This is a genomic window from Paenibacillus sp. 01T442, assembly GCF_056398345.1.
Genome location: NZ_JBFTPF010000068.1, coordinates 1 through 21,371 on the forward strand (window position 1 = coordinate 1; position 21,371 = coordinate 21,371).

Here is a 21,371-nt window from a genome sequence, read left to right on the forward strand (position 1 = left end):
TTCGCACTCTGTTCTCCTAACACCCAACGGATCCCGTCTGAGATATTACTCTTCCMACTCCCGTTAGGACCTACAACCGCGGTTATGMCTCGTACAAATTCGAGTTCCGTCCGATCCGCGAATGATTTAAATCCGGATAATTCGATCCGTTTCAAAAACATGGTCTCACCTCAAAAAGTATTGTAACATATCACCTATCAAAATAAGAGAAAAAAACAAAAAAGGCAGCAGCTGCCGCCTCTTCTGGTTATTCCACTATCGTAGTACAGTCACGTTTAATTTGGACAGTGCACCAGCAGCAGCCTGCTGTTCCGCCTCTTTCTTAGAACGACCTGCACCAGTTCCMAGAAGCTCGCTATCMATGTGCACTTCTGCAACGAACTCTCGCTCATGTGCTGGCCCACGTTCATTCACAATTCGGTATTCCAAGGAACCCATATTATGATGTTGGGTATGCTCTTGTAATTGTGTCTTGTAATCAATCACAAGCAGCTTGCCCTCACTGGAGATTTTGGCGAATACATGCTTCTGTAGAAACGCTTTTACCGTATCCAATCCTTGATCTAGATATAAAGCGCCAACAAAGGATTCAAACACATCTGCCAACAATGCTGGCCGAGAGCGTCCTCCCGTCAACTCTTCTCCTTTGCCTAATAAGACGAAAGATCCAAAATCCAAATCTTCGGCAAATGTCACGAGCGACGGCTCGCAGACAATGGATGCCCTCAGCTTCGTTAATTCACCTTCTGAACGCCCAGGATAAGATTCATATAAAAATTCCGAAACTGTTAATTCGAGTACGGCATCTCCAAGAAACTCCAGCCGTTCGTTGTCTTTATGTCCAGCAATGCGATGTTCATTCACATAGGAAGAATGTGTGAAAGCTTGTTTCAACAGCTCCATTTTGCGAAAAGAAACACCTAACTGCTTCTGTAAATCTTTAATTTCACGGTTCACGTCGTACTTCACCACCCGGAGAGAATGATATTCCGTTATCTTTCGTCACTGGCATGGTAATTATGCTTGAAATTTTTTCATGATGATCGTGGCATTATGACCGCCGAAACCGAAGGAGTTCGACATCGCAATATCTACGTTCGCTTCACGTGCTTTGTTCGGTACATAATCCAAATCACACTCTGGATCTTGATTATCCAAGTTAATTGTAGGCGCGATAAGCTTATTTGCGATTGTTAATCCACAAATGACAGCTTCCACACCGCCCGCAGCGCCAAGTAAATGACCTGTCATGGATTTCGTCGAGCTAACAGCAACCTTATAAGCATGATCACCTAGCGCTTTCTTGATGGCAATCGTTTCTGATTTATCACCAACAGGCGTTGATGTGCCGTGTGCATTAATGTAAGAAATCGCATCAGGCGTAATCCCTGCATCCTTGATCGCTTTCACCATACAACGCGCAGCGCCATCTGGGTCTGGATCTGTCATATGATAAGCGTCACCGCTCATGCCGTAGCCGATAACTTCTGCATAGATACGCGCGCCACGCTTCTGAGCATGCTCTAATGACTCCAGAATGAGTACACCAGCGCCTTCACCCATAACAAAGCCATCTCGACCTGTATCGAAAGGACGACTTGCCAAATGCGGTTCTTCATTGCGCGTTGACATCGCACGCAGTGCACAGAAACCTGCTACACCAATCGGCGTAATAGTTGCTTCAGCACCACCGCAAATCATCACGTCTGCATCGCCACGTTGAATCATTTTGAAAGAATCACCAATGGAGTGCGTGCCYGTTGCACAAGCCGTTACAGCTGTGGAGTTCGGCCCTTTCGCTCCCGTGACCATCGATACATGACCAGATGCCATATTCGCAATCATCATCGGGATAAAGAAAGGAGACACACGTTTAGGACCCTTTTCTAACAAAATGCGATGCTGCTCTTCCCATGTATTCAAACCGCCAATGCCTGATCCAACTGAAACGCCTACGCGCTCCGGATCCGTATCTTCCTTCACATTCAAATTCGCATCCTTGAGTGCATTTAAAGCGCCTGCAACTGCGAATTGAACGAAACGGTCCATCCGGCGAGATTCCTTGCGATCCACATAGTTCTCAATATTGAAGTCTTTAATTTCAGCCGCTATCTGTGTTGGGTATTCGCTTACATCAAAATTCTCAATCAAACCTACTCCAGATTTACCTGAAGAGAGGTTTCCCCAGAATGTTTCTAAATCTTGACCAAGGGCAGTAACTACGCCCATACCTGTAATTACAACTCTGTTCATTTGTACCACCTTCTATGTAGTCATTCATATTTTTTGTTAGTGAGAATGGAGAGAAGTCCCGTCTTTATTAGAAACGGGACTCTGTAGACTATTACGTATGAGATTTTATGTAATTCGTAACTTCTCCTACTGTCGTAATCTTCTCAGCATCTTCATCTGAAATTTCTAAATCGAACTCATCTTCTAATTCCATTACTAATTCAACTACATCGAGAGAATCAGCACCTAGGTCTTCTTTGAAAGATGCTTCGAGGGTGACTTCAGCTTCATCAACCCCTAGACGATCGACTACAATTCGTTTAACACGATCCAATACGTCGGACATCCGGTTCACCTCCTCATTTGGTATTATACGAGAATCTTTGACAGATTGCCAGTAGACAATTTTGAGATTCTCATTTTACAGAAACTTACATGTACATTCCGCCATCTACATGGAGCGTTTGCCCTGTCATGTATGAGGCATCGTCAGAAGCTAAGAAGCGAACTACCTTCGCAATTTCCTCTGGCTGCCCAAGGCGTTCCAGCGGGATTTGCTTCAGCATTTGTTCACGCATCTCAGCAGACAATTTGTCTGTCATATCGGTTTCAATAAAGCCTGGGGCAACGGCGTTCACGGTAATGCCACGCGAGGATAGCTCTCTCGCTGTAGCTTTCGTTAGTCCGATTACACCTGCTTTTGCTGCTACATAGTTGGCTTGACCGGGGTTACCGAGCACACCAACTACAGAAGATATATTGATAATTCGACCGAAGCGCTGCTTCATCATTGGACGTGTAACGGCTTTGACACAGTTGAACACGCCTTTGAGATTGGTAGCGATCACTTGATCGAATTCTTCTTCTTTCATTCGCATGATTAAATTGTCTCTTGTTATGCCCGCATTATTCACGAGAATATCAATTTTACCAAAAACTTCTAACGTTTGCTTCACAAGATCGTCAGATTCTTGATAGCTGCTCACGTCTGCGCGCAATTTAATTGCTTTGCGGCCCATCGCTTCAATCGCAGCTACAACCTCACCAGCAGCGGCTTCACTACCTGCGTAGTTGACCACTACATCGGCTCCATGCTCGGCCAAATGCAAAGCAATTGCCCGCCCAATGCCACGTGAAGCTCCTGTGACTAGCGCCACTTTACCCGTTAACATGATTGAGCACCTCCTGCTTGTACTTGTCCAGCGCTTCCAGACTGCCGATCGACACGGTTTTCACCGTTTTGTCGACTTTCTTGATTAAGCCGGCAAGTACCGTTCCCGAGCCAAGCTCGATGAACGTATCTACGCCTTCGCTGATCAAGTACGAGATCGTGTCTTCCCAAAGTACAGGGGAATACACCTGCTCTACCAGCAAGCCGCGTATATCGCTCGGCTGGGTCACAGGACGAGCCGTTACGTTGGCGACAACGGGCACGGCTGCATCCTTCATCTCGATGGACGCGAGCACCTCTGCGAGGCGCTCCGAGGCCGGCTTCATGAGGGACGAGTGAAACGGCCCGCTCACTTCAAGCGGGATGGCACGCTTCGCGCCAGCTTCCTTGCAGCGCTCAAAAACCGCTGCAACGCCTTCCTTACTGCCCGAGACGACAATCTGTCCCGGGCAGTTCACATTGGCGAGCTCCACGACGGAGCCGCCGCTGGTGATTGCCGTGCAAAGCTCCGTCAGCGCTCCGCGCTCGGCTCCCAGCACGGCTGCCATGGCACCCAGGCCGCCAGGGACGGCCTGCTCCATGAACTCGCCACGGGCCCGCACCGTGCGGACCGCGTCTTCGAACGCGAGCACGCCGGCTGCGACGAGCGCGCTGTACTCACCCAGACTATGTCCTGCGACATAGTCCGGGGTGATGCCAGCAGCCTTGAACGCTTCCAGACAAGCGATGCTTGTCGTTAGCAGCGCGGGCTGCGTGTGGTATGTGATCTTCAGTTGGTCCTCTGGACCTTGGAAGATCAAATCAGACAAAGAAAAACCTAGCGCTTCATTCGCGCGGTCGAAATAGTCCTTGGCAGCTGGCAACGCGCCATATAGGTCAGCTCCCATACCAACGGATTGAGAGCCTTGGCCCGGAAATACAAATGCTATTTTACCCATACGAGAAAAGGATCCCCTTCCACGATATAATCAGTCATTTTTACATCATAAATAAGTTCATCAAACTAATTACCAAACTAGTGCTGTCGCACCCCAAGTGAGTCCGCCGCCAAATCCAACTAAGATAAGTCGATCACCTTCGTTTAATCTGCCTTGTTCGGAAGCTTCTGCTAAGGCAACTGGAATGGAAGCAGCTGACATATTACCATACTTGTCCAAATTAATCATACATTTGTCTTCCGATAATTCCAAGCGATTCAGTGAGGATTGAATAATTCTCATATTGGCTTGGTGAGGTACAAGCAGATCAATATCGGTTTTCTCCCAACCCGCTTTACGAAGAGCTTCATCCGCAGCATTCCCCATAATGCGAACAGCAAACTTAAATACTTCAGCGCCCGCCATATAAATATAGTGCAAACGTTGGTCAAGAGAGTTCTGCGAAGCAGGATTACGAGAACCGCCGCCTTCAATTTTCAGAAGAGGACCTCCGGTACCGTCAGCGCCTAATTCAAAGGATTTGAAGCCTCTTTCTTCCGGCACTTCGCCAATCACAACTGCGCCCGCTCCATCTCCAAATAAAATGCAGGTATTGCGGTCCGTGTAATCGGTAATTTTGGACAAACAATCTGCGCCAATGACAAGCGCATATTTATATGTACCTGTAGCGATGAAATTAGTAGCGTTCGCTAGTCCATAGACGAAACCTGAACAAGCTGCTGACAAGTCGAACGCCGCTGCTTTCTTCGCTCCCAGTTTCTCTTGAAGAATACATGCTGTTGAAGGGAATGACATATCCGGTGTAATCGTTGCTACAATGATCAAATCGAGTTGATCTGCTGTAATCCCTGCATTCGACAACGCTACTTTGGAAGCTTCGAAACAGAGATCAGACGTAGCTTGTCCTTCTGCTGCGATTCTTCTTTCACGGATGCCTGTTCGGGATACGATCCACTCATCATTCGTTTCCACCATGGTCTCTAGTTCTTGATTCGTTAAAATGCGTTCTGGTACATATTTACCCGTTCCGAGTACCCCAACCGGTATTAAGTTCATGTTGTTATATCTCGCTTCCCGCGGCTAATTTCGGCAGATATGGTGCCAACCAAATCATTCTGTAACGCGATTCTTGCTTGACGTACGGCATTCTTAATGGCATTTGCATCGGATGAACCATGACTTTTGAGGACTAGTCCATCAATACCTAGAAAAGGTGCAGCTCCATGTTCATTATAATCCAACTTCTTGCGGAATTGCGTCAACCCAGGCTTCAACACGGCTGCTGCAAGCTTGGTGAATATGGATTTCGTAAATTCCTGCTTTAAAGCTGAGAAAATGGTGGACGCAGCGCCCTCCAATGTTTTCAACATAATATTTCCAGCAAAGCCATCGCAAACAATAACGTCACATTGCGCGCGCAGCACCTGCGAGGACTCTACATTACCCACAAAATGAATCGGAGCTTGTTCCAATAAAGGATATGCTGTTTTGGTTAATTCATTCCCTTTGGTCGATTCCGTCCCTACATTCAACAATCCTACGCGTGGTTTGTCAACACCATGTACTTTGGAACGATAAATGCTGCCCATAATCGCATATTGGATCAATTGCTCTGGGGTTGCATCCATATTCGCTCCCAAATCCAAAGCAAGCACGCCATGTCCATCCATCGTCGGGATCATTGGCGCTAATGCTGGACGTTCAATACCAGGAATTCTTCCTACAACAAGCAATCCAGTCGTCATTAATGCGCCAGTATTGCCTGCAGAAATCATAGCTTCTGCTTCTTTCTCTCGAACTAGTCTTCCTGCCACAACCATGGAAGCGTCTTTCTTCCGACGAACCGCTTTAACCGGCTCATCCTCGGCTTCAATGACTTCTTCCGCGTGACGAATCGTTAGGTTATCCGGCCTCTCTGTGAGGTGAGCTTCTATTGCTGCGCTGTTGCCGACTAGAATGATATGTACATCCTTCCACTCTTTCGCCGCTGCGAGAGCACCCTCAACTACGATCTTAGGCGCATGATCTCCGCCCATTGCATCAATCGCGATCCGCATGGAGCTTGTCCTCCCTATCTAGATGTTGCTCTTTCTTCGAATGAAAGATGACAAAGTTGCCTCGAAACACCGTCTCTTCGCCCACATAAGTGAACACCTCCACACGTGCTTTCCCTTTGGAAACAGATCGCACATAGGCTTTGGCGACACACTTCTCTCCCAGCTTTACTGACCGAACAAATCGAATATCAGCCGAAGCTGTTAATGCAATCGGATCGTCGATGACAGCAACAGCCAACGAGTTGGCTTGTGAGAAAATGTGATGTCCTCTGGCAATTTTGGTTCTGGAAAAAATATGGTCTTCTTTAATTTCAAAAATCGAAATACCGCTCTGATCCAACTGTAAGTCAATGACTTCTCCAATAACTTCATCAATTGGAAGTGAACGTACAGGATCATACGTCTTGACGGCCATATGCTTCATACGTTCCCGMAATTCAGGAATACCGAGCTCTAATCGATCCAAGCGGACAGTTTGGATACTAACCCCAAACGTTCGCATCAATTCCTCATCCGTCATAAATGGGTTCGCTTCAATGGCTTGCAGCAATTGCTGCTGCCTTTGTCGTTTAGGAAGGCGTTCGATGGTAAGCACCACCTTATCTCGTGAGATCTCATCTTATTACCAGATACTAAACTGTAGTATATTAAATTTACAACCAAAAAGAAAGCAAAAAAAATAGCACCTCACCTAGGATGAAGTACTATGTCCAATCTTATGCTTTTACGATCTCTCTGCTTTTGTAAGTTCCGCAAGACTTGCACACGTGGTGTGCTAGCTTCAGTTCTCCACATTGGTCACATTTCACCATGCCTGGAACTTCCAATTTAAAGTGAGTACGGCGCTTGTCGCGACGAGTTTTGGACGTTCTTCTTTGAGGTACTGCCATATTCAAAACACCTCCTTATACGAATTTCGGCGTTGCCTTATTCTTTGTTAAAAAAGTCCGCGAGACCTGCAAGTCTAGGATCAATCTTATCCTGCTTACAGCCGCAATCACGTTGATTGCGATTTTCTCCGCACACGGGACACAGACCTTTGCACACTTCGTCACAAAGTGGTATGTACGGTAAACCGACCACTACATTCTCTACAACGTAAGGCTCCAAATCTACTTTATCCCCAACCACCAGATGAATATCCTCGTCTAGCTCTGGATCTTCTTCTTCCGGCTTTTGCATGAAAACTTCCTTGAATGGAAGCTTAATAGTTTGGTTAGTGTGCGTTAAGCATCGGGAACAGCTTAACTCCAAGTCTAGCGTTAACGAACCGTTAACTTTAACTACTCCTTCTTCATACTTTGCATGAAGATTCGCATGAACAGGTCCATGGCTAAGAATGTCTTGACGACCCTCGAAAGGCTCCGTCAAATTCATAACTTCGCTCATTGGTACCGATTGCCCTTGCAGAGATAGCTCTCTAAAACGAATTTGCATGATATCACCCCAAACAAACAAAGATTATTATATCCATTATGCATACCTTTTGTCAATTTAAATAATATTATTTGAGCTAGATATGACTTATTTCGGAGGCAAAGCTGCAAGATATTTCAAGGCATCTTCCATCGTGCCAATCTCGACGATTTTCATCTTCGTCTTGATTTGCTTTGCTCTTTTGACCGCATCGGCATAATTCTCAATCTTGGTCCCGTCTTTGTAGGTCATATTTTTGGGTGCAAAGAAAATTTCTGCCTTTTCCCGATCCGCAGCAATAATCTTATGTTGAATACCGCCAATCGGTCCTACGGTGCCATCTGCTTCTATTGTTCCCGTTCCCGCAATGCGATACCCCTTCGTAATATCCTCAGGTACAAGCTGATTGAATATCTCTAATGAAAACATGAGGCCAGCTGACGGCCCTCCAATATCTCCGGCTTTAATTGACACCTGCTGATCCTCCAGATCAGCCTTTACCGATTGCATCCCCGCTGGAACGACACCAATCCCTGCCCGCTGCACCTTTTCTCCCTCTTGTAGCGGCAACGCACCCAACGTCAGCGTCGTCTGCATTTCAGTTTTCTTCCTAGCATACGTAATGGAGATGGTGTCGCCTGCTTTTTTGCCCGCGAGAGAGTCTAGTAGATCCTGCGCTACTTTCACCTCTTTGTCCCCTGCCTTCAAAAGCACATCACCTGGTTTCAGTACCTTCTCACCCGATAAACCTGGGACTGTTTGAAGAACCATCACGCCTTCATGATCAATATGAAAAGGGATCTTGGCCTCCCTATAAGCTGCTTGAATCGCACTAGCCTGTGAGGTTAACATGACGTATTCMTGACGCTGTGAATRCTCTTGCTCGGATTCTCCTTGCTTGAGTACAGACGTTTTGGGCTGGATTTCTTCATACGGATGAACGAGTCCCACCAAATAGTTCACCACATTAGCATCAGCTACGCGCACGGTCGTTAGCATAAGCTGCCCTTTTTCCGGGCCAGTGCTCTTGGAAATCGACACCATCGGCTTGATTTCTTCTGCAGTCCCCGGCATAAAAACAAAATAAGGCAAACGCACAAAAAACAGCAAATATACAATAATGATCMCTACGAGCGCAGAAACTAGGTAACGTCTTGTCGCCGAGCTTCTCGGATATCGATATGAATCATTCGACCACGTACGAATCGTGCTCTCTTCTTCCTTATCCATACAGGTTCCCCTTTCCTGTTGCTTTCACTTGTTGTTTGACCCACCTATTCTCGATGAAAGCTTGGTCTAATCGCTTGCCTACTTGCGTACAATGAAGCATGTTCGATGGACGAGGTGATGCTATGCCTAATGCAAGATTCCATGCCAAACTCACCACACTGGTGTTGGGAGCTTTGGCTGGACTGGTCGTTATATCTGTCATTCTATTTCCTGACAAAGCTTTTCAGTCTTCTCTCGAAGGGCTGACTATTTGGTGGAAGCTCGTCTTTCCCGCCTTGATGCCTTTCCTTATTATGGCCGAGCTCTTAATTGGCTTCGGTGTCATTCAAGGCACAGGCGTGCTCCTAGAACCGCTAATGCGCTTTATTTTCCGCCTTCCCGGCGTTAGCGGCTGGGCATTGGCATCAGGCTTTGTTATAGGATTTCCAGCKGGGGCTAGAATTACTGCATCGCTGCGCGAAAAAAACCTTCTTACACGTACGGAAACAGAGCGGTTAACGGCCCTCTCGCATTTGTGCAGTCCGTTATTCCTAATCATGGTTATCGGGATTGGATTCCTTCACAACGCCAAACTAGGGATCCTACTTGCGATTATTCATTATATTTCCGCTTTCGCAACAGGATTCGTGATGCGACAAAACAAGCAATCCATCGCCCCTCTTGAAGCAAAAAAACTGGTATTGAAACCGAAGGAATCGACTTCTATTGTGAAATCTGCCCTCATGACCATGCGCCAAGCGTATTGGGAAGATGGACGTGCTTTCGGTAAGCTTCTCGGAGATGCAGTAACCTCCGCTGTACAAACGCTAATGTTGATTGGCGGATACATGATGATATTTTCCGTACTAATCAACGTAATCTCCATCACTCATTTTGCCGATATCCTTCGTCCCGTCACGCAATTCCTTCTTAGCTTCATGGGTATTTTCACAGACACAACACCGCAATGGATCAAAGGATTGATGGAAATTCACCTTGGTGCCTATGCTTTTAGCCAAGCAAAGGATCTCTCGCTTCTGCCGCAAATGGCACTGCTCAGTGCCTTCCTCGGTTGGGGAGGCTTGTCCGCCCACGCACAGGTTGCTGGTTTCCATCAGAAAACCGATGCTAGATATACATTTTTCCTGCAGTCTCGCGCGCTGCACGCTGTACTTGCCCTATTCACAACAATTCTGCTCTGGAAACCATTGCAGCTGCTCTTGTTAGATACAGAGCCCAGCTTTCTCCGACTAGACTTAGCGAGCAATTCAGCTGCCGCGGMCCCCTTCCCCTTGAACGGCGAAACGGCATGGGGCCTATGGGGACCAATGCTGATGCAATTCCTTTTCATTTTCACCTTTATGCTGCTCGTATCGGTTGGCCTGCGCCTCTTCCAGAGGAAAGTAGTGGATTAACCAAACTTTATCTTGAAATTCCTTTCGATCTAGCTTCTAGGTCTGAGGGAATTTTTTGCGTAGTTCCTCTTCCACTTCTGCTGGTACCAGATCCTCGACAGGTCCATGGAACTTGGCAATCTCTTTCACGATGCTTGAGCTCAAATACGAAAACTGTGGCTTGGACGTCATAAAAAACGTTTCCACATCTGGGTTCAACTTGTGATTGGTCGATGCCATTTGCAATTCATACTCAAAATCTGAAACGGCCCGAAGTCCACGAACGATAAGTCTGACATTACGTTGTTTCATATAATTGACCATCAGATCACGAAAACCATCGATCTCCACATTGGGAAGATCCGCTGTTACCTTGCGAAGCAGTTCCATGCGCTCTTCCAGGGTGAATAACGCATTTTTGGATGTATTGTTCAGCACCGCTACAATAAGTTTATCAAATACTTTTGCTGCTCTATGTATAATATCAAGATGACCATAGGTAACCGGGTCAAAGCTACCTGGATATACTGCAACTGTAATACCGTGTTCTTGCCTCATCATGCTGTGCATCTCCTTCAATTACTGAGTCCTATGGATGTGTTGTCGCGTTTAAATATGGTAACAGCTGTATCTCCATAGTCTGCTCTACGTAGCTGCTTGAAGCCCCCTATGGTTTCTAACAATACATCCTTAGCATCGTGCTCGACCACGATCGTCGCGTCCGGTTCCACAATAGCTTGTTCCTCCATCGTCGTCATCAGCTCAGCGATCCCTTTCATCCGGTATGGTGGATCGAGGAATACAAGTTGGAACTTCTCTGCCCGCTTCGCCAGTACCTTCAACGCTCTCGCCGCATCCGTACGGTAAATCTCCACCTGATCCTTCACTTTGGCGACTTCAACATTGTGCCCAATGGTGTCAATGCTTTTCTTCTCGATATCAATAAAAACAGCCTTATCCATCCCACGGCTCAGCGCTTCAATCCCTAGCCCACCCGTGCCGGCAAACAGATCGAGCACCTGCCCTCCATCGAAATAAGGTCCGATCATACTGAAGATCGCTTCCTTCACTTTATCAGTTGTTGGTCGTGTACTTGTACCGGGTACAGCCTTTAACGACCTGCCTTTGGCCGTGCCTGAAATCACTCTCATCTGTGCGTTTCCCTTCCATGCTGGTTCATTCTTTTGCTATCGTACCACAAGCACTAATCTGACACAAAAAATTTATCCCTGCGATGTATAAAATTACCGTAAAGCGGTCATCCTTGAACTATCGACATCAGAGAATGTCGTAGACAACCGCGGAGAAGGCTTACGTTTCCCCATAAGCTCTTCATCCGGTTTCTCCTCTCCCATGAGGCGGCTGCGCAAGCAGTCGCCGTTATTATTTTATATAGGGTACCAAATGAAATATAATCGTTCTAAATCTACATTATCTACATTAAATTAACGAAAAAAGCCCAAAAGTGGATTTCTCTTTCGGGCTTTTTTCGCTTCTATTTGTGAAACAGAAAAGTCTGAGGATTTTCTTCCCACCAGGAAATCCACTTACTAGCAAGCTTATCTGTAGACTTACATTGCGCAATCTTTTCTTTTCTTTTCTTTCATTAATAAAGCCGCGGCAACTTTTCTCATCTAGACATTCCAAATGATTCAATGCTTTTTGTCGAAAAATGCAACCCAATATATTCCATATAGTCCATAATACCTAAGGTGAGGGTTTGAATCCCATTCGCTACAGGGAGATGTAATATTGAGATACAATTTGAAGCTGAGTGACGACGCTTTACTTTCGGCGTACAAAGATGCTCTTATAATGAATCTAAGTGAAGAGTTTATTGAATTACTTGAAAAAGAGTTGATTAACAGAGGCATTGCTTTTACACGACCATCAAAGGAAGAGCAAGAATACTAATTGCTAGTTAAAAAATGATGGGMGAATGGGATCTACCCTTCACCAGAAAAAGCCCTGCTAGTTCTTTACTAGCAGGGTATGGTTAATTATAGGCTAAAAAAGTCTAAGGGATCATTAACAATAGAATTTATGGATCTGCCATCTCATCTTCAGTCCACTCTTTGCTCAACTCTGCTTTCAAAACATCCTTATAACAAATCCCTTGCCAATCCTCTACTCCATTAAAAGGATTGATCGTATCTAAGCGGAATTCTGCCTGCTTATACGCTTAAGMTCTTTCTGCTGCAGACGAATAGCATCTTTAAACTCGGGACCGATGAAGCGTGAAGATTCCCATATCCCATTATTATTAATTTTGCTCATCAATATATAAAAAGAACTTTTCTTCTTATTGTATACTGACGACGTATTAGCAATTCAAGCGTTTTTTGAACAGAGGTTTAATAACAAAAAAAACATAAGGCTAACTTTCCCTAAGGCCAATAAAGGTTATTAAACGGGTAGGATTCTTGAGTAAATGCTATACTATCTACATAAAGAATTGGAAGAAAAAAGTAAATGTAATCGGGGTGTCTAAGTGGTATTGGCATTAATTGGAAGTATTACATTTTTGGCGGTTGCCATTTTGTACATATTGTTAGCTATGGGTTTACCTTACGGAGAGTTTGCAATGGGCGGTAAGTATAAAGTAATGCCAAAACAAATGAGAGTTGCATGTGCAATTTCGGTATTAATTCAGTTGATTGCAATCATCTTTATACTTCAAGCAGGGAATGTAATCTCCATAGATGCTTTAACAACCATTGCAAAAGGAGTATGTTATTTTTTTTCATTTTATTTAATAGTAAATACCATAATGAATGCTTTGTCCAAAAGTAAAAAGGAAAAGTTTATTATGACACCATTATCTTTTCTCACTGCAATTTGTTTCCTAATTACAGCAATAAATGGATAGTTAACTCGTTGTATATTCAGCTAAACGAGGTACGATAGCTTAATCATTTAATTTATGAATATTAAAAACAATAGACAAGTCATTGAAAATGATTTGTACCAGAAGCATCGGACAAAGAAAAAGCCCCTGAGGGACTCCCCCAAGAGCTTTTTTTACTTTAGTATTTACTTACCCTTTTTTCTACTTTTACCATGATTCGGTTTATTATCTTCTTGATCTTTAGCGTGATTTTCTCGTTGTTTATCGTGTGTTGTCATGACATTAGCCCACCCATCTGAGTAATTGAAAACATAGATATTGTACTCATCTAATGGGCGTTGTACGCAGCCACTTTGTACCAAAATACTAGACCAACTCTTCAAATAACTATTTTGAATTTTTTAGTATAACTTAAGCCTCTTTTATCGCATTATATTGAAGGGTACACCACCCAATCAAAGGAGGAAAATAAATTGTATAACCAAAACAGTAATCAAGCCAAAACTAAACAGGTCATTGACGCAGCAGCTCAAGCAGCAGCTAATGCTGTAACACAAGCTACAAACCAATCACCTTCTGCTCAAGCAGCACAAGCATTAACTTCTACTGTAACAACTCAAACTCAATCTCAAAATCCAATTAATCCTCATCAAACAGCTCAACAGGTTGAGCAACAAGCTCAACAAACAATTCAGGAATCGCAACAATTAAATCAGCAAGTGACACAACAGGCTACGCAAGCGCTTGAAACTGCGGTTCAAGCGGACCAATTAGCACAACAAGCTCATCAGCTCGCTGCTTCAAGTTCCCAACAACTACAACAAGCAGAACAAGAGCTTCAACAAGCACAAAAAACTTTACATCAAAACCAGTCTGTTTCTACAACAATTCAAGATCTTTCATAAAATAGTAGAAGTCCMCTTTTTTATACGAGGGGGACTTCTTTTCATTTAACATCTAAAAACTCCTCGAACACTCCTCTTTGCGACTCAACTGAACAGCATTGTCCCAATTACGCCACCACAATCTTCTCATATACCACCCTACACGATCCACCCTTATTGCTTATAAACATTGATCCTTCTCAGCAGGTGGTATGACCCGTCATACATCACTACATTACCGTGTTGATTAATTGCAAAAACGTTAAACGATAGCATCGATCCAAATGAAAAGCCCATATTCGTGAAAGCACTGGCATCGTACGTATTGGTTTTGGGGAGGTAGAGACCTGTGTTATAAGCAGCAATATCTTTCAAACCAACATAAGGCTGAGTTTCACCAGTTGTCTTTACTTCCCAAATCTGTCGTTGCCCTTCGACGTAGAAAGTTCCGTTATCCTCGTATACCCTCAGAATCTCTTCCTTTATGTCTATGGGGGCTACGAACCTCAGATTTCCGGATTCCTCCAGTTCAAAAATCGATTGCTTAGATACATCTAGAACAAACACTTTACCACCATTCACAACGGCTGCCAGTTTCACATTATCCTTCTCAGGAGTAAAGGACATGAATACGTTTGCTTGCTGACCAGATTCGCCTGCATATATGTGATCGTGAAGAATATCGCTGAAGTAAAAATGCTGACCATCGGGCGTCACCATAAAGTTACCTGGATGATAAGTCGTTTTCCCGATTGTATATGTCATCATTCGAACATTGGGTGCAATCTCATATATGACGGTAGATACACTGGTATCAGAAGAAAAGCTACTGGTAGCCATTAAATAAAGCTTTTCCAATTTAGAATCATATACAAGTTTGCGCGGCGAGAGAATGCTGGCGTTAATATGCTGCTCTCCAAACTTCGGATCCCTATAGTCAAAATTAAAGCTCTGATCAAAACCGCTGTACATCACTTTCATTTCACCTGTTACTTCATTATAGACACGAAGGATAAAACTCATCTCGGTAGCTGCATTTCGCTCTAAAATATAAATCAGATTGTGCTGATCGGAGGCCATACTGATCACATTCACATTGGGTCGTTCGACAAAGAAATTATAGGTAAAACCMATATTCGAAGCCGTCATTAAGTTGTCTATACGAATCTCCGCAGCTTTCGGATGAGGCGTTGTGATCATAATGGTTTTCGTTTCATCATTGAAAGCAACCGTCTGATTCAAGTTTTCTGCAATAAATCGCAATGGCATTAGCGTAGTATTATTCATTATGACTGCTGGCTGCTCTAGCGTCTTACTCTGATTATCAATACGAACAATTCTGTTATCAATGGAAAGTTGTATCGAATGACCCGCATACTTGAGAGTGATGGACTGGTCCTMTGTATTCCATGTCAAATCTGCCTTCAAGGCATCTGCAATAAAACGAAGAGGAACCATTGTCGTATTATTTAACAACACAGGCGGTGTTGAAAGCGTCGTTTTCTGCCCATTTACGACTGCCGTTACATCGTTTATGGTCAATTGAATCTTTACACCGACCGAGCTTTTCCCATCATTAGCATAACTCGTTAGGGTATAACTATTTAGCAGCATAGCTGTAAAAGCCACGAATATCACACATACCCGATGCAACACATCTCATCCCCCTATAGTCTAGGTGCTTGTATTAGAAGATTTGACTTGCAAGAGTTCGTTATTCTTACGTTGCAGTTCATGAAGGATTGCATTCGTGTTGTTCAAGTTTTTTTGTGCCGTACGCGTAGCGTTAAGCAGGCTGATGCCAAATTGTTTCTCGAATTCGGGCATACTATTTCCTGTAAGTTTAAACAATAGCAAATTCTTTGTTTGTAAAACATTGTTAAATGCAACACTCTCATTCTTAATAATGGATTTAAGATCATCTGAATTACTTACTGTTTGTATGAGATTTAGCGCTATTTGGCTGGATTCATTGTATTGTTTCATTAATTCTTCAAAATCCATATTTAATTGATTCGTAAATTCATTTCCATTCGCTAAATTGGCATACTGCTGAAGTTGTTGCGAGAAAGTTAGCAAGGCTGTATCCGTATCCTTTAGCCATTGATAGACATTCATCAAGTTTTCTAATTCTTGTTTGGCAGGATTTAAGGGGTTGGCTGAGACGGATTGAGGCATTGTCACATTTACACTATATGTAGCGGGATTCCATGTCACGAGAACCCCAAGTTGTCGTAACATAGACAAGGGCACAACAGTGTGATCTTTATAAATCATTGCGGGTAATTCATCGACTTTTAAATGTTGTCCTTCGGATGTTACTTGTACAATAGGATTTCCTTCGAAATCTCCATTTAAAGTAGCAGCTCCGGCTACGCCAACTGGGACAGAGAGTACTAGTAATAATAGAATAAACCTTTTCATTGTTCACCTCCTTAGGAATTTGTTTGACTGCTACTTACATTCCACATTTACAACACGCTCTCCTTCTGGTAGGCTTGATCCTCTATTCCATTTTATGCTATAATCAAAAAACAAGAACATACATTCTCTTTTCGCATTCATCCTACAGTCAGAAAAGAAGGTCAGCCATGAAAGATCAGCCTGTATTTGAGAATCTACGTGACAAGTATGCCGATGAAGACCGCGCTAAGCTTGTGATGTTGCAGTTACGAACATTAATGGGACAGAAGCAGAAGAAGAAATGGTATCAGAAATGGAAAACGCCGACAAAGACGAAGCCTACGACTTGGAACGACTAGAACGTCCGTGCAGGCGTATAGATTGAGATAATCAAATAGAGGCTCCCCTCCGTAGCACGCTACGTGGAGAGCCTCTTCACTTTTATCGGTTTCTTTTGCGTGAATAATATAAGACCCCTAAGTAGTGCGCCCCTGTGAACAGGGTGAGTATACCGAAGAACAATAAGAATCCGCCGTTACGATCACGGAAAAACAATTGCACAACGAACAATGCAAGGGAAATTTCGCTCCAGAGAAGGGTTCTTTTCTTAAGCTGTGTCAAATCGGCTGTGGATTTGCTTATTTTGCGAAGATTCATGTAAGTMAGGCCAGCGAGTACGATAACACCAATGACGATCACGAGAATATAACTTGAATTGCCMGACATGTGACTCCCMCTATTTCTAGTAGATATATATCCAAGATACATGGATTAGGACGGAATGTCTATTTGAAAATGTCATTTCGAAGCAGGGGAGTAGCTTCCCCCGTTGAACTTATATTGTAAATTGACTTCTTAACTGAGTGAGGTGCCCACATCATGTCTACCCCAACATTCAAGCCATTGGAAACGTCCGATATTCCTTTACTGATGGATATTTACAATCATTTCGTTATTCATTCAACCTATTCGTTCCATACAGAACCTGTTGCATTACCCGAGTTCACAGAAAGTGTCGTCCACGCTAATCCTCGTTATCAAACGTATGTCATTCTGCTAGATGAGAAGTTGCAAGGTTATGTTCAAATTATGCCCCATAAGAAAAAACAAGCCTATGATACAACAGGTGAAGTGACCATCTATCTTCATCCAGCATGCGTTGGCAAAGGGATCGGATCTGCCTCTATTCAATATGTAGAAGCGTTCGCGAAGGCGCGCGGCTTCCATTCCATAATTGCAACTGTTTGTGCGGATAATTCTGCTAGCATCCATATGTTCACCCGAAATGGCTACCAACAATGTGCACACTATCGAGAGGTTGGCTTCAAATGGGGTCAATTTTTAGATATTGTTACGTTTCAAAAAATTATTTCATAGTCTGTCCCCCTTGTGAAGCGCCCCATCTCTAGAACAATTTGTTTCCGTTATTTGCACGGGATAATTTCGCCTCCCCTTACAAAACCTAGAGCATAGTCATAAAATGCTCGGAGGGGATTGTCATGACCAAGCGGCTTTGGTCCTTTAGCATCGTTTGTCTGCTTGTAACCAGCTGCGGTACGCCTTTAACGAAGTCTTTTCCAAATCAGAGCTCAACCCAACATTCGACTCCAGATGTCACTCAGACATCCATGGAGGCTATTAGGGACTTTACGGAGTCCCCGTTGATTACAGATGCTTCCGGTTCCAAGCGATTGAGCATGTTGCCACCCGCGAGCACGCCCTCTGCTTCTGCGTTGCCCACAGCACCTACACGAGCTCCAAACCATACACTTGCTCCACGTCCTACGTTGACTCCCAGCTTGAAGCCTAAGATCAATCCGAAAAGGCCTGTAGCACAACCCGAAGTCTCTAAGCGTCCTTCTTTGCCCGTTCAAAAAAATCAAGGCCAAGTCAGAAATTCTCAGAAAAAGCTTACACTCTCTCAGCTGGTTGTTAAATATCCCGACACGTTCAAGCTCCGCGGCTCCAGTCAGGWGAAGAAAGTCGCGTTAACCTTTGACGATGGACCCGATACTCGGTTTACGCCGAAAGTACTTGATGCCTTAAAAGCAAATCAAGTGAAAGCAACCTTTTTCGTACTTGGTGCTATGGCTAACTCGCATCCCGATGTCATCAAGCGAATCGTCAATGAGGGGCATGTCATCGGCAACCACTCCTACAGCCATGAGAATTTACCGAAGCTCTCTGTGGATAAATTTCAAAACCAAATTGAGAGTACAGAAAACATTTTACACAACCTTATCGGCTACGCACCTAGGTTAATCCGTCCCCCCTATGGCGCAATTAATGAAGAACAGGTCAAATGGATTGCAGATCATCACTACTTAATTGTGAACTGGAATGTCGATTCCCTCGACTGGAAATCACTGAATTCCGATCAGGTCCTTCACAATATCATGCAGCAAACGAAACCCGGGTCTATTATTCTCCAGCATTCTGGAGGTGCAGACAGCCAAGATCTGTCAGGCACCGTGCAAGCCATTGGACCGTTAATTGCTAAGCTCAAGGCAGCTGGCTACACGTTCGTCACAGTTCCTGAGCTGCTACACGTAACCAAAAGCAAATAATGCAAAGCAAAAAGCAGTCTTACCGGCTTCATCCCCAGCAGACTGCTTTTTGCTCTTTATGCGCATAGTACCGTCAAATTTACTCGCTCATCTGAGCGGCAGGCATGGCTGATTTACAATCGGCACAATAGCCAAATATTTCAAACCGATGGCTTTGAATTTCAAAGCTCTCCGGCAAATCCTTTACAAGCTTCATCGGACAGAACTCAAACGTCACAGTCTTCTCGCAGCTGACGCAAATCATGTGATGATGATGATGGGACAAACAACTCGCTTTGAACTTCAAGCCATCCGCCAAATGAAATTGCTCCAGAACACCCATCTCGCTCAACAATCGGAGATTACGATACACCGTATCGAAGCTTACGCCTGGATATTTTATTTTCATATGATCATAAACATCCTTCGGCGCTAAGTAACTGCCCGATTCTGCGAATAAGGTCGCTAAGCTTCTGCGCTGCTCTGTAATGCGCCAGCCCTTCTGCGACATCGCTCTTAGCATCTCATCAATCGTATCCGTATGCGTACTCACTTGCATTACCCCTCTGTGTTGAAATGTTCTCCTATTATAGTGCAGCAAATAGGCTACTTGCGTCAAGTGTAGAACGATGACGGAAATTGTATGCACCGGATTTTAGCCAAGGACTTGCCATTAGGCTGTTTATCTTCTATGTATCCGACTCCGCTTCTAATTTCAGCAACTCGGTGCGAATGACATCCTTGGCAAAGTTCTCCCCAATGAAGACTGCTACGTCAGGCACGTCGCCCTTAGGCGTTATTTTCACAAAATCCATTTCTCTATAGGCGTATTGGAATAAGAACCGACTCGATGTATCCGAGAAGCTGAGAATCCCTTTGGCACGATACACTTCCTGAGGAAGTTGGCTCACGAATTGTTCAAATGCGTTACTATCTACGGCCCGTTTAAAAAAATGGGTATACGCCATTACATGGTTATGCGAATGATGATGATCATGCTCATGATGATGCTCGTGGCTATGCGAAACTGCCTCTTCGTTCGATTCTACCTGCACAGGCGACCTGTCAGAACCCTCTGTATGAATATCTTCAATTAGCTTGATATCGATCTGACTGAACACGGTATAATGCAAATCCGCATAAGGATTCCATTCCTTTACGAGATCATGCACTTCTTGAAGCGCCGATTCCTGCAGCAAGTCCGTCTTATTGAGCAGGAGCAAGTTCGCACATCGAATTTGATCCCGCATGAGCCGGTAGGTTTTTCCGCGACTTGTTCGATTTAATTCAAGCAGCTGTGGAGCATCCACAACCGTAATGATGGCTGAAAGCTCTATCGGAAGTATGAGCGAAGCGTCCGTAATCTCATCAATAATTTCCATAGGATTCGCAATCCCCGTCGATTCAACGAAAATTAAATCTGGCTGTTCCCCTGTCACTAATTCGTTCAAGGCTGTGCCAAGATCACCACGACTCGAACAGCAAATGCATCCGCCAAGCAGTTCCGACATAGGGACTTCATTAGCAATTAATTGTCCATCCAAATTCACCTCGCCTATTTCATTCATAATCACAGCCGGCTTGCGGCCCGCTTCGGTGAAATAATCAATGGCTTTGGTGAGCAAAGTCGTTTTACCACTCCCCAGAAATCCAGATAACACATAGACATGAACTCGTTTGTTTGCCATTTATGTTGCTTACCTCCATCCTCGGGCTAATTACGCCCACGATTACTCGGTCTTCACTTCGAATTTGGTGGCCAAGATCGGCCATTTCCCAACAATGCCCGCTAAAAAAGGAAATAATTTTGCCCACAATAGACTTGTACTTGGATCTGCCGGCTTTAAAGGAAGCTCTATGCGTTCGTACAGAATTTTCGCTGCTTCTTGAACAAGTTCAAGTGCCAAGTCCTCAGGTGCCATTTCGGCAACTGCTTCTAATCTAGGCAGATAATTGTGTCCAATCGACTCCGATAGGCGATGCTCCGCTAAGTTGTCTGAAGCCATCACCTCGCCCATAGCTCGGCTGACTAGGCGTGCTGTTTCTTCATCGAATGCGTGCGGAATACAGTAAATCTCCAACGCCAAAGCCGCTATGTAAATCTCTCTTAACAGTTCATCTTCTTTGGCCATCGTCAAGACAGGTTGTGGTAGATAGGCCATGATGGCAGGCTTCAACGTGTCCCAACTATTTTCTATGCTTTTCATCGTAAACTGCATCATCGCTGCCGCCAGCTCCACAGGTGTAATTTGTTTCTTCTCTAACTCTTGCAT

At 44.4% G+C, this 21,371-nt stretch carries 26 protein-coding genes and 1 pseudogene; 7 read left to right on the forward strand and 20 right to left on the reverse strand.

Features of this window, described 5'->3' with window-relative positions; genetic code table 11:
* The 12 genes from AC1DLM_RS28665 to AC1DLM_RS28720 form a co-directional block, all read right to left on the reverse strand.
* On the reverse strand, nucleotides 1-161 hold a 161-nt coding region (locus AC1DLM_RS28665), incomplete at its 3' end, for an AAA family ATPase (RefSeq protein WP_477571895.1).
* A 94-nt stretch (nucleotides 162-255) separates the two neighbouring features.
* On the reverse strand, nucleotides 256-957 hold the full coding sequence (rnc, locus tag AC1DLM_RS28670; protein WP_477571886.1) for a ribonuclease III: 702 nt from the start codon (nucleotides 955-957) through the stop codon (nucleotides 256-258).
* 60 nt (nucleotides 958-1,017) lie between these two features.
* Nucleotides 1,018-2,253, reverse strand: coding sequence for a beta-ketoacyl-ACP synthase II (gene fabF / locus AC1DLM_RS28675; RefSeq protein ID WP_171635752.1), 1,236 nt, complete (start codon nucleotides 2,251-2,253; stop codon nucleotides 1,018-1,020).
* Nucleotides 2,254-2,344: 91 nt separating this feature from the next.
* Nucleotides 2,345-2,578: an acyl carrier protein gene (gene acpP, locus AC1DLM_RS28680; RefSeq protein WP_028558238.1), complete on the reverse strand. Its 234-nt coding sequence runs from the start codon at nucleotides 2,576-2,578 to the stop codon at nucleotides 2,345-2,347.
* 85 nt (nucleotides 2,579-2,663) lie between these two features.
* Nucleotides 2,664-3,404: a 3-oxoacyl-[acyl-carrier-protein] reductase gene (gene fabG, locus AC1DLM_RS28685; protein ID WP_171635750.1), complete on the reverse strand. Its 741-nt coding sequence runs from the start codon at nucleotides 3,402-3,404 to the stop codon at nucleotides 2,664-2,666.
* Entirely contained in the window at nucleotides 3,391-4,341 is a 951-nt protein-coding gene (fabD, locus tag AC1DLM_RS28690) for an ACP S-malonyltransferase (protein ID WP_441990548.1), read from the reverse strand. The genes fabG and fabD overlap by 14 nt, the downstream gene beginning before the upstream one ends.
* Before the next feature lie 69 nt (nucleotides 4,342-4,410).
* Nucleotides 4,411-5,397: a beta-ketoacyl-ACP synthase III gene (locus AC1DLM_RS28695; protein ID WP_056624827.1), complete on the reverse strand. Its 987-nt coding sequence runs from the start codon at nucleotides 5,395-5,397 to the stop codon at nucleotides 4,411-4,413.
* Nucleotides 5,394-6,398, reverse strand: coding sequence for a phosphate acyltransferase PlsX (plsX, locus tag AC1DLM_RS28700; protein ID WP_441990549.1), 1,005 nt, complete (start codon nucleotides 6,396-6,398; stop codon nucleotides 5,394-5,396). Before plsX ends, AC1DLM_RS28695 begins: the two co-directional genes overlap by 4 nt.
* Nucleotides 6,382-6,996, reverse strand: coding sequence for a transcription factor FapR (gene fapR / locus AC1DLM_RS28705; protein ID WP_477571887.1), 615 nt, complete (start codon nucleotides 6,994-6,996; stop codon nucleotides 6,382-6,384). The genes plsX and fapR overlap by 17 nt, the downstream gene beginning before the upstream one ends.
* A 118-nt stretch (nucleotides 6,997-7,114) precedes the next feature.
* On the reverse strand, nucleotides 7,115-7,288 hold the full coding sequence (rpmF, locus tag AC1DLM_RS28710) for a 50S ribosomal protein L32 (protein ID WP_441990550.1): 174 nt from the start codon (nucleotides 7,286-7,288) through the stop codon (nucleotides 7,115-7,117).
* A 37-nt stretch (nucleotides 7,289-7,325) separates the two neighbouring features.
* The gene (locus AC1DLM_RS28715) at nucleotides 7,326-7,835 is read right to left on the reverse strand and encodes a YceD family protein (protein WP_441990551.1); all 510 of its coding nucleotides are present in this window, start codon (nucleotides 7,833-7,835) and stop codon (nucleotides 7,326-7,328) included.
* Between the two features lie 87 nt (nucleotides 7,836-7,922).
* The gene (locus AC1DLM_RS28720; protein WP_477571888.1) at nucleotides 7,923-9,044 is read right to left on the reverse strand and encodes a SepM family pheromone-processing serine protease; all 1,122 of its coding nucleotides are present in this window, start codon (nucleotides 9,042-9,044) and stop codon (nucleotides 7,923-7,925) included.
* Nucleotides 9,045-9,166: 122 nt separating this feature from the next.
* Here AC1DLM_RS28720 and AC1DLM_RS28725 point away from each other — a divergent pair, with 122 nt between their 5' ends.
* Complete coding sequence (locus AC1DLM_RS28725; protein WP_477571889.1) at nucleotides 9,167-10,438, forward strand: nucleoside recognition domain-containing protein; 1,272 nt, start codon at nucleotides 9,167-9,169, stop codon at nucleotides 10,436-10,438.
* A gap of 36 nt (nucleotides 10,439-10,474) precedes the next feature.
* Here the strand turns inward: AC1DLM_RS28725 and coaD are convergent, their stop codons facing one another.
* Both coaD and rsmD read right to left on the reverse strand, forming a co-directional pair.
* Nucleotides 10,475-10,987: a pantetheine-phosphate adenylyltransferase gene (gene coaD, locus AC1DLM_RS28730; protein ID WP_441990614.1), complete on the reverse strand. Its 513-nt coding sequence runs from the start codon at nucleotides 10,985-10,987 to the stop codon at nucleotides 10,475-10,477.
* A gap of 5 nt (nucleotides 10,988-10,992) precedes the next feature.
* Nucleotides 10,993-11,574 (reverse strand): annotated as a pseudogene (gene rsmD, locus AC1DLM_RS28735) (16S rRNA (guanine(966)-N(2))-methyltransferase RsmD); the annotation flags it as partial.
* 607 nt (nucleotides 11,575-12,181) lie between these two features.
* On the opposite strand from rsmD, the gene sda reads away from it, so the two are divergent.
* From sda to AC1DLM_RS28750, 3 genes are all read left to right on the forward strand, one after another.
* The gene (sda, locus tag AC1DLM_RS28740) at nucleotides 12,182-12,331 is read left to right on the forward strand and encodes a sporulation histidine kinase inhibitor Sda (protein WP_441991674.1); all 150 of its coding nucleotides are present in this window, start codon (nucleotides 12,182-12,184) and stop codon (nucleotides 12,329-12,331) included.
* Between the two features lie 577 nt (nucleotides 12,332-12,908).
* Nucleotides 12,909-13,286 (forward strand): hypothetical protein, encoded by a 378-nt coding sequence (locus tag AC1DLM_RS28745; RefSeq protein WP_441991621.1) that lies wholly within the window; start codon nucleotides 12,909-12,911, stop codon nucleotides 13,284-13,286.
* A 452-nt stretch (nucleotides 13,287-13,738) separates the two neighbouring features.
* Entirely contained in the window at nucleotides 13,739-14,170 is a 432-nt protein-coding gene (locus AC1DLM_RS28750; RefSeq protein ID WP_441991622.1) for a hypothetical protein, read from the forward strand.
* Between the two features lie 153 nt (nucleotides 14,171-14,323).
* On the opposite strand, the gene AC1DLM_RS28755 is transcribed toward AC1DLM_RS28750, so the two are convergent.
* Together AC1DLM_RS28755 and AC1DLM_RS28760 are read right to left on the reverse strand one after the other, a co-directional pair.
* Nucleotides 14,324-15,805: a copper amine oxidase N-terminal domain-containing protein gene (locus AC1DLM_RS28755; RefSeq protein WP_477571890.1), complete on the reverse strand. Its 1,482-nt coding sequence runs from the start codon at nucleotides 15,803-15,805 to the stop codon at nucleotides 14,324-14,326.
* An 18-nt stretch (nucleotides 15,806-15,823) separates the two neighbouring features.
* On the reverse strand, nucleotides 15,824-16,573 hold the full coding sequence (locus AC1DLM_RS28760; RefSeq protein ID WP_441991624.1) for a hypothetical protein: 750 nt from the start codon (nucleotides 16,571-16,573) through the stop codon (nucleotides 15,824-15,826).
* A gap of 167 nt (nucleotides 16,574-16,740) precedes the next feature.
* Here AC1DLM_RS28760 and AC1DLM_RS28765 point away from each other — a divergent pair, with 167 nt between their 5' ends.
* On the forward strand, nucleotides 16,741-16,911 hold the full coding sequence (locus AC1DLM_RS28765) for a hypothetical protein (RefSeq protein WP_441991625.1): 171 nt from the start codon (nucleotides 16,741-16,743) through the stop codon (nucleotides 16,909-16,911).
* Between the two features lie 82 nt (nucleotides 16,912-16,993).
* Here the strand turns inward: AC1DLM_RS28765 and AC1DLM_RS28770 are convergent, their stop codons facing one another.
* Complete coding sequence (locus AC1DLM_RS28770; RefSeq protein ID WP_056624777.1) at nucleotides 16,994-17,278, reverse strand: hypothetical protein; 285 nt, start codon at nucleotides 17,276-17,278, stop codon at nucleotides 16,994-16,996.
* Between the two features lie 153 nt (nucleotides 17,279-17,431).
* Between AC1DLM_RS28770 and AC1DLM_RS28775 the strand changes: the two genes are divergently transcribed.
* Both AC1DLM_RS28775 and AC1DLM_RS28780 read left to right on the forward strand, forming a co-directional pair.
* On the forward strand, nucleotides 17,432-17,929 hold the full coding sequence (locus tag AC1DLM_RS28775) for a GNAT family N-acetyltransferase (RefSeq protein ID WP_441991626.1): 498 nt from the start codon (nucleotides 17,432-17,434) through the stop codon (nucleotides 17,927-17,929).
* A gap of 122 nt (nucleotides 17,930-18,051) precedes the next feature.
* Nucleotides 18,052-19,119, forward strand: coding sequence for a polysaccharide deacetylase family protein (locus AC1DLM_RS28780; protein WP_477571891.1), 1,068 nt, complete (start codon nucleotides 18,052-18,054; stop codon nucleotides 19,117-19,119).
* A gap of 79 nt (nucleotides 19,120-19,198) precedes the next feature.
* Here AC1DLM_RS28780 and AC1DLM_RS28785 read toward each other — a convergent pair whose 3' ends face one another.
* The 3 genes from AC1DLM_RS28785 to AC1DLM_RS28795 all read right to left on the reverse strand — a co-directional run bounded on the left by AC1DLM_RS28785 (nucleotide 19,199) and on the right by AC1DLM_RS28795 (nucleotide 21,371).
* The gene (locus AC1DLM_RS28785; protein ID WP_171635580.1) at nucleotides 19,199-19,657 is read right to left on the reverse strand and encodes a Fur family transcriptional regulator; all 459 of its coding nucleotides are present in this window, start codon (nucleotides 19,655-19,657) and stop codon (nucleotides 19,199-19,201) included.
* Between the two features lie 130 nt (nucleotides 19,658-19,787).
* Nucleotides 19,788-20,786: a CobW family GTP-binding protein gene (locus AC1DLM_RS28790; RefSeq protein WP_441991628.1), complete on the reverse strand. Its 999-nt coding sequence runs from the start codon at nucleotides 20,784-20,786 to the stop codon at nucleotides 19,788-19,790.
* A 42-nt stretch (nucleotides 20,787-20,828) separates the two neighbouring features.
* Nucleotides 20,829-21,371 carry a hypothetical protein gene (locus tag AC1DLM_RS28795; RefSeq protein WP_441991629.1) on the reverse strand — a complete coding sequence of 181 codons (543 nt, stop codon included), beginning with the start codon at nucleotides 21,369-21,371 and terminating at the stop codon, nucleotides 20,829-20,831.

Coding starts and splice junctions, on each gene's coding strand:
- acpP (WP_028558238.1), bottom strand. CDS start 2,578: ATGTCCGACGTATTGGATCGTGTTAAACGAATTGTAGTCGATCGTCTA.
- fabG (WP_171635750.1), bottom strand. CDS start 3,404: ATGTTAACGGGTAAAGTGGCGCTAGTCACAGGAGCTTCACGTGGCATT.
- fabD (WP_441990548.1), bottom strand. CDS start 4,341: ATGGGTAAAATAGCATTTGTATTTCCGGGCCAAGGCTCTCAATCCGTT.
- AC1DLM_RS28695 (WP_056624827.1), bottom strand. CDS start 5,397: ATGAACTTAATACCGGTTGGGGTACTCGGAACGGGTAAATATGTACCA.
- plsX (WP_441990549.1), bottom strand. CDS start 6,398: ATGCGGATCGCGATTGATGCAATGGGCGGAGATCATGCGCCTAAGATC.
- rpmF (WP_441990550.1), bottom strand. CDS start 7,288: ATGGCAGTACCTCAAAGAAGAACGTCCAAAACTCGTCGCGACAAGCGC.
- AC1DLM_RS28715 (WP_441990551.1), bottom strand. CDS start 7,835: ATGCAAATTCGTTTTAGAGAGCTATCTCTGCAAGGGCAATCGGTACCA.
- coaD (WP_441990614.1), bottom strand. CDS start 10,987: ATGCACAGCATGATGAGGCAAGAACACGGTATTACAGTTGCAGTATAT.
- AC1DLM_RS28760 (WP_441991624.1), bottom strand. CDS start 16,573: ATGAAAAGGTTTATTCTATTATTACTAGTACTCTCTGTCCCAGTTGGC.
- AC1DLM_RS28765 (WP_441991625.1), top strand. CDS start 16,741: ATGAAAGATCAGCCTGTATTTGAGAATCTACGTGACAAGTATGCCGAT.
- AC1DLM_RS28775 (WP_441991626.1), top strand. CDS start 17,432: ATGTCTACCCCAACATTCAAGCCATTGGAAACGTCCGATATTCCTTTA.
- AC1DLM_RS28785 (WP_171635580.1), bottom strand. CDS start 19,657: ATGCAAGTGAGTACGCATACGGATACGATTGATGAGATGCTAAGAGCG.
- AC1DLM_RS28790 (WP_441991628.1), bottom strand. CDS start 20,786: ATGGCAAACAAACGAGTTCATGTCTATGTGTTATCTGGATTTCTGGGG.
- AC1DLM_RS28795 (WP_441991629.1), bottom strand. CDS start 21,371: ATGCAAGAGTTAGAGAAGAAACAAATTACACCTGTGGAGCTGGCGGCA.